This window comes from Rhodomicrobium sp. Az07, assembly GCF_018619475.1.
Taxonomy (GTDB): Bacteria; Pseudomonadota; Alphaproteobacteria; order Rhizobiales; family Rhodomicrobiaceae; genus Rhodomicrobium.
In genome coordinates, this window is record NZ_JAHFZG010000033.1 from 1 (window position 1) to 5,979 (window position 5,979).

General features: G+C 63.5%; 7 protein-coding genes and 1 pseudogene. 7 read left to right on the top strand and 1 reads right to left on the bottom strand.

From position 1 onward, the window contains the following. From KKP04_RS15070 to sdhA, 7 genes are all read left to right on the top strand, one after another. On the top strand, positions 1 to 760 hold a 760-nt coding region (locus KKP04_RS15070; RefSeq protein WP_215033452.1), incomplete at its 5' end, for an IS66 family transposase. Positions 761 to 906: 146 nt separating this feature from the next. Then, positions 907 to 1,467 carry a CDP-alcohol phosphatidyltransferase family protein gene (locus tag KKP04_RS15075; RefSeq protein ID WP_215033455.1) on the top strand — a complete coding sequence of 187 codons (561 nt, stop codon included), beginning with the start codon at positions 907 to 909 and terminating at the stop codon, positions 1,465 to 1,467. Then, positions 1,458 to 1,715 carry a molybdopterin converting factor subunit 1 gene (gene moaD, locus KKP04_RS15080; protein WP_251134176.1) on the top strand — a complete coding sequence of 86 codons (258 nt, stop codon included), beginning with the start codon at positions 1,458 to 1,460 and terminating at the stop codon, positions 1,713 to 1,715. Before KKP04_RS15075 ends, moaD begins: the two co-directional genes overlap by 10 nt. A gap of 37 nt (positions 1,716 to 1,752) precedes the next feature. After that, positions 1,753 to 2,802 (top strand): MaoC family dehydratase, encoded by a 1,050-nt coding sequence (locus KKP04_RS15085; RefSeq protein ID WP_215033458.1) that lies wholly within the window; start codon positions 1,753 to 1,755, stop codon positions 2,800 to 2,802. 362 nt (positions 2,803 to 3,164) lie between these two features. Next, positions 3,165 to 3,593 (top strand): succinate dehydrogenase, cytochrome b556 subunit, encoded by a 429-nt coding sequence (gene sdhC / locus KKP04_RS15090; RefSeq protein ID WP_251134177.1) that lies wholly within the window; start codon positions 3,165 to 3,167, stop codon positions 3,591 to 3,593. Next, a complete protein-coding gene (gene sdhD / locus KKP04_RS15095; RefSeq protein ID WP_215033461.1) occupies positions 3,593 to 3,985 on the top strand; it encodes a succinate dehydrogenase, hydrophobic membrane anchor protein in 393 nt (130 codons plus the stop codon). Before sdhC ends, sdhD begins: the two co-directional genes overlap by 1 nt. Positions 3,986 to 3,989: 4 nt before the next feature. After that, the gene (sdhA, locus tag KKP04_RS15100; protein ID WP_215033464.1) at positions 3,990 to 5,825 is read left to right on the top strand and encodes a succinate dehydrogenase flavoprotein subunit; all 1,836 of its coding nucleotides are present in this window, start codon (positions 3,990 to 3,992) and stop codon (positions 5,823 to 5,825) included. A gap of 62 nt (positions 5,826 to 5,887) precedes the next feature. Here the strand turns inward: sdhA and KKP04_RS15105 are convergent. After that, positions 5,888 to 5,979: pseudogene (locus KKP04_RS15105) on the bottom strand (IS5/IS1182 family transposase); the annotation flags it as partial.

The following is a 5,979-nucleotide window of genomic DNA, read 5'->3' on the forward strand; positions in this document are numbered from 1 at the left end:
CTACTTCTGGGCTCTGGCCTGCGACGACCGGCCGTGGGGCGGGAAAACGCCGCCCGCCGTAATCTATTCCTACGCGCCGGGCCGCGGCGGCAAACATGTGGAGACGCTGCTGGAGGGCTTCTCGGGCATTCTGCAGGTCGACGGTTATGACGGCTACAACATCCTTGTCCGTCCCGGCCGCCTCGGCGGGCCCGTGACGCTCGCCTATTGCTGGGCGCACCTGCGCAGACGATTTTACGAGATCGCCGCCAAGGGGCCGGCGCGTATCGCCCAAGAGGCGCTGGAGCGCATCCGGAGACTGTACAAGATCGAGGACGACATCCGAGGGCGCCCGCCGGAAGAGCGGCGCGCCGTCCGGCAGGCGAGAGCCCGACCTGAGGTCGAGGCTTTGAAGTCCTGGTCCGAGGATTGCCTCAAGCGCGTCTCCAAGTCGTCGCCTGTTCGCGACGCCATCCAATACGGATTGAACCAGTGGGACGGCTTGATCCGCTTCCTCGATGACGGCCGCATCGAGATCGATTCCAATTCTGTCGAGCGGTCAATGCGCCCTATAGCTTTGAATCGCAAGAACAGTCTCTTCGCCGGACACGATCAGGGAGCTCAGAACTGGGCATGCTTGGCGTCGCTCATCGAGACTTGCAAACTTAATAACGTCAATCCGGATGCCTGGCTCGCTGATGTGCTGACCAAGCTCGTCAACCGCTGGCCCGCGCACCGCATCGACGAGCTTATGCCCTGGGCATATGCCGCGGCCCTGTGACGGCGCATCGCTTACAAACAATGCAGGGACGCTGCTGGTTTACCCCACTGTGGCACACGCTCGTCGAGTACAAAATTTGAGCCGCATTCGTTTCGGAATGCTCTATATGCGTGTGAGCTCCTGGACTGAAAATGTCGGATCCACCGATGCAAGCGCATCTCTTCATACCCCGGCCCAGCATTGCGATCACGGCATCGCGCCTCGCAGCAGCGCCGTTGCTTGCCTTCGCGATACTCTGCGGCTGGCCCAGGGAGATCGCGACGGCGCTTGTGGCATACGCGGCGGCGAGCGATGTTCTCGACGGGTGGACCGCCCGATCACGCGGTGAGGTATCGGCACTCGGCGCGGTGCTGGACCCTGTCGCGGATAAGGTCTTTGTCGCGACAGGTGTCGCGCTACTTCTTTTCGACGGTACGATTTCGGGCACCCACGTCAGCGCCGCCGCGATCATCCTCGCGCGTGAAGCGGCGGTAACGCTTCTGAGGCTGGACGCCCGCGCCCAAGGAATGGCAGCCTCATCGAGCCTGCTCGCGAAAGCGAAAACCGCCCTGCAATACGCGGCTCTTCTCTTGCTATTCGCGCCGGGGTTTGAGTTGGCCGCGCTGCTTCACGCGATCGGCCTCGCCGTGCTGTGGATCGCGGCGGGCTTGAGCCTCGTTACCGCAGTCCTTTATTTCATGCGTATGCGAGAGAACCGATGGACGTGACGATCAAATATTTCGCCTGGATGCGCGAGCGCGCCGGCACGCCGGAAGAGCGCGTCGTCCTGCCCGCGCACGTGGCCACCGTCGCCGACGTCGTCGCCTGGCTCGTAACGCGCGGAGAAAACTACGCCGCCGCCTTTGCGAAGCCCCACCTCGTCCGCGCCGCGGTCGATCAGGACAGCGCGTCGCATGAGACTTCTGTCCTGGGGGCGCGGGAAATCGCCTTCTTTCCTCCCGTGACGGGTGGGTGATAAGAGGTCTTCCAAATCGGATCGAGCGGGAGAAGACATGAGCAAGGCACGTCAGGGCAACTATTTCGAGGATTTCAGGCTTGGGCAGGTGATCGCGCATGCCACGCCGCGCACGGTCACGGCGGGCGATGTCGCGCTTTACACCGCGCTCTACGGCTCGCGCTTCGCGGTGCAGTCGTCGGACGCGTTCGCGAAGGCCATCGGTTATCCGGCGGCGCCCATCGACGACCTGCTCGTGTTCCACATCGTCTTCGGCAAGACCGTGCCCGATGTGTCTCTGAACGCGGTGGCGAACCTCGGCTATGCGGAATGCCGCTTCCTGAAACCGGTGTTCCCCGGCGACACGCTGTCGTCGACGTCCGAGGTGATCGGCCTCAAGGAGAACTCCAACAAGCAATCGGGCGTCGTCTATGTCCGCACCACGGGCCGCGATCAGACCGGCGCAGCGGTGCTGGACTATGTCCGCTGGGTGATGGTGAAGAAGCGCGACGAGGCGGCCGAAGCGCCCGCGCCGCACGTGCCGAGCCTCAAGGCCGCCGTCGATGTCTCGGAACTGGGCGGCGCGCTTCCGCCGCTGACGCTTGAAGGCTACGACACGGCGCTTTCCGGCAACGCAGCGCGCTGGAGCGATTACGAGGTCGGCGAGAAGATCGATCATCTCGACGCCATGACGCTGGAAGAAGCCGAGCACCAGATCGCCACGCGCCTCTACCAGAACACCGCGAAGGTTCATTTCAACCTGCACGAACAGGCGCAGGGCCGCTTCAAGCGTCGCCTTATCTACGGCGGGCACATCATCTCGCTCGCCCGCGCGCTGTCGTTCAACGGCCTTGAGAACGCGTTCCACGTCGCCGCCATCAATGCGGGGCGGCACGTCTCCCCGGCCTTCGCGGGCGACACCGTGTACGCGTGGAGCGAGGTGCTCGACAAGCAGCCGCTGCCGGGCCGCGACGATGCGGGGGCGCTGCGCTTGCGACTCATCGCGGCGAAGGACAAGCCGTGCGCCGACTTCCCTTACAAGGCAGGCGAGCAATACGATGGTTCCGCGCTGCTCGACCTCGACTACTGGGCCGCGCTGCCGCGCTGAGTTTCCGGCTCGGCGGCGCGCTCAATCGGGCTGCGACGCGTCGCCGCCATGGCTGGTATACCAAAACCGTGAACGGAGCCGCGCGGCCCGCAAGCCTTTGCTGCGCCTGCGGTTGTAGGCGATCACAAGACAGCGAGACGGCGCGAGCGCGGCAAATTCGATTTCCATTTCACCGCCGGAGCCTGTAAGGAAGTTGCAGGATCCTGGACCGGTTCTAGAACTTGGTTCGGATTCGAGTCCCGCCCGGATTTGTCGCCGAAAAGCCTGAGCGGTTCCGCGCCGCCGTCTGTTGCTGCCCGTCGGGCGGAACGATATAGTCCCGGGCGTTAAGAAAAACTGTATCGAGGGTTAAGAAGGATTGCATGATGGCGGAAGCCAAGCCTATCGCGGGCACACGGCCGCTGGCGCCGAAACCGATGTCTCCGCATCTGTCGATCTACCGCTTCCAGATCAACATGATCCTTTCGATCATGCATCGTGTGACGGGGATCACGAATTATTTTGGCAGCCTCATCCTCGCGATCTGGATCGCGTCGGCCGCGACGAGTGAACAGGCCTTCAATACGGTCAGTTCGTATCTCGCCACGCCGCTCGGTCTCGTCATTCTCATCGGCTTCACCTGGTCGGTCATGCATCACATGCTGGGCGGCATCCGTCATTTCGTATGGGACGTGGGCTGGGGCTTCTCCAAGCCCGCCGTCAAGTTCCTGTCCTGGGCGACGCTGTTCGGATCGCTCACGCTGACGGCCATCATCTGGGGTTACGCTCTGTCGCACTGGGGGATCCGCTGATGCCGACGACGACCTATAGAACGGAACTCAAGAAGGTCCGCGGCCTCGGCTCCGCCATCGGCGGTCCCGGCACAGACCATTTCTGGGCGCAGCGGCTCACGGCGGTCTCGAACCTTTTCGTGGTGGCGTTCCTCGTCTACACCGGGCTTACGCTCGCTGGCGCGCCGCTTGGCGAAGTGAAGGCATTTTTCGGCCACCCGTTCAACGCGATCGCGTCGATCCTCGTGGTGATCTCGACCGCCATTCACATGCGCCTCGGCATGCAGGTTCCCGTTGAAGAATACATGCCCCACGGCCTCAAGGTTCCGTTTCTCTTCCTGAACACATTCTTCGTGATCGTGATCGCCGTTGTCGGCGTGCTGTCGATCCTGAAGCTTTTCCTTGGAAATTAGTCTCATGGCGGATGCAATACTGAACGGCGTTGCCGCTCCCACGGTCAACGGGCGCGCCTACAAGATTCACGATCACTCCTTCGACGTGGTCGTGGTCGGCGCGGGTGGCGCGGGGCTTCGCGCTACGCTCGGCTGTGCGCAGGCGGGCCTGAAGACGGCCTGTGTCACCAAGGTTTTCCCGACACGCTCGCATACCGTCGCCGCGCAGGGCGGCATCGCCGCCGCGCTCGGCAACATGGGGCCGGACGATTGGCGCTGGCACATGTACGACACCGTTAAGGGGTCGGACTGGCTCGGCGATCAGGACGCGATTGAATATCTCTGCCGCAATGCGCCCGCCGCCGTGTACGAGCTTGAGCACTACGGCATGCCCTTCAGCCGAACCGAAGCGGGCAAGATCTATCAGCGTCCGTTCGGCGGAATGACCACCGAGTTCGGCGAAGGCCCACCGGCACAGCGCACCTGCGCCGCCGCCGACCGTACCGGCCACGCCATGCTGCATACGCTCTATGGCCAGTCGCTTCGTTATTCGGCCGACTTCTTCGTGGAGCATTTCGCGCTCGACCTCCTGATGGACGACGGCATCTGCCGGGGCGTGATGTCGCTATCGCTGGAGGACGGCTCCATCCATCGCATCCGGGCGAAGAAGACGATCATCGCCACGGGCGGCTATGGCCGCGCCTACTTCTCGGCCACGTCCGCGCATACCTGCACGGGCGACGGCAACGCCATGGTGCTGCGCGCGGGGCTTCCGTTGCAGGACATGGAGTTCGTGCAGTTCCATCCGACCGGCATCTACGGCGCGGGCGTGCTCATCACCGAGGGCGCGCGCGGCGAGGGCGGCTATCTCACGAACTCCGAAGGCGAGCGCTTCATGGAGCGCTACGCGCCGCACGCGAAGGATCTGGCGAGCCGCGACGTGGTTTCGCGCTCGATGACCATCGAGATTCGCGAGGGGCGCGGTGTCGGGCCGAACAAGGACCACATCTACCTTCACCTCGATCATCTCGACCCGAAGATCCTTGCCGAGCGCCTCCCCGGCATCACCGAGAGCGCGCAGATTTTTGCGGGCGTCGACCTTCGCCGTCAGCCGATCCCGGTAATCCCGACCGTTCATTATAATATGGGCGGCATCCCGACGAACCACCTGGGCGAGGCGATCAACCCGCGCGCGGGCGATCCGGACGCGACGATCCCCGGCCTGATGGCCATCGGCGAGGCGTCCTGCGCGAGCGTGCACGGCGCGAACCGTCTCGGCTCGAATTCGCTGATCGACCTCGTGGTGTTCGGCCGCGCGGCGGCGCTGCGCTGCGCCGAGACCATCGAACAGAACGAGACGCAGGCGAGCCTCCCGGCCAACGCAGGCGAGGAAGCCATCTCGCGGCTCGACCGCTTCCGCCACGCCAGCGGCTCGACGCCCACCGCCGAGCTTCGCGGCAAGATGCAGCGCATCATGCAGAACAACTGCGCGGTGTTCCGTCAAGCCGACGTGCTCGAAGAGGGCGTGAGGCTCATCAAGGAAGTGTGGGACGGTATCGAGGACATTCGTGTCACCGACCGCTCGCTCGTCTGGAACACGGACCTTACCGAGACGCTCGAATTCAACAACATGATCGGCCTGGCTCTCGCCACGGTGTCGGGCGCGCATGCCCGGCAGGAAAGTAGGGGCGCGCATGCCCGCGAGGACTTCCCGAACCGTGACGACGAGAACTGGATGAAGCACACGCTCGCCTATGGCGACGACGAGAAGCGCACCGTGACGCTCGATTACCGTCCGGTGCATAAGCACACGCTGACAAACGATGTGCAGTACATCCAGCCGAAGGCGCGGGTCTACTAGAGCCGGATCCGATCTGACTGAATCGCAGTCAGATCGGAACGGGCTCTAGGAAGTGTGGACATTTATCGGATCCACAAGATGGTTGCTGCGAGAGCGATCATGGAGCGGTAGTTTCGGGCGGTTTTTTCATATCTCGTAGCGATGCGTCGAAACT

Bases quoted from the DNA above. Each gene is read 5' to 3' on its own strand.
- sdhD (WP_215033461.1), top strand. From the start codon at position 3,593: ATGCCGACGACGACCTATAGAACGGAACTCAAGAAGGTCCGCGGCCTC.
- moaD (WP_251134176.1), top strand. From the start codon at position 1,458: ATGGACGTGACGATCAAATATTTCGCCTGGATGCGCGAGCGCGCCGGC.
- sdhA (WP_215033464.1), top strand. From the start codon at position 3,990: ATGGCGGATGCAATACTGAACGGCGTTGCCGCTCCCACGGTCAACGGG.
- sdhC (WP_251134177.1), top strand. From the start codon at position 3,165: ATGATGGCGGAAGCCAAGCCTATCGCGGGCACACGGCCGCTGGCGCCG.
- KKP04_RS15085 (WP_215033458.1), top strand. From the start codon at position 1,753: ATGAGCAAGGCACGTCAGGGCAACTATTTCGAGGATTTCAGGCTTGGG.
- KKP04_RS15075 (WP_215033455.1), top strand. From the start codon at position 907: ATGCAAGCGCATCTCTTCATACCCCGGCCCAGCATTGCGATCACGGCA.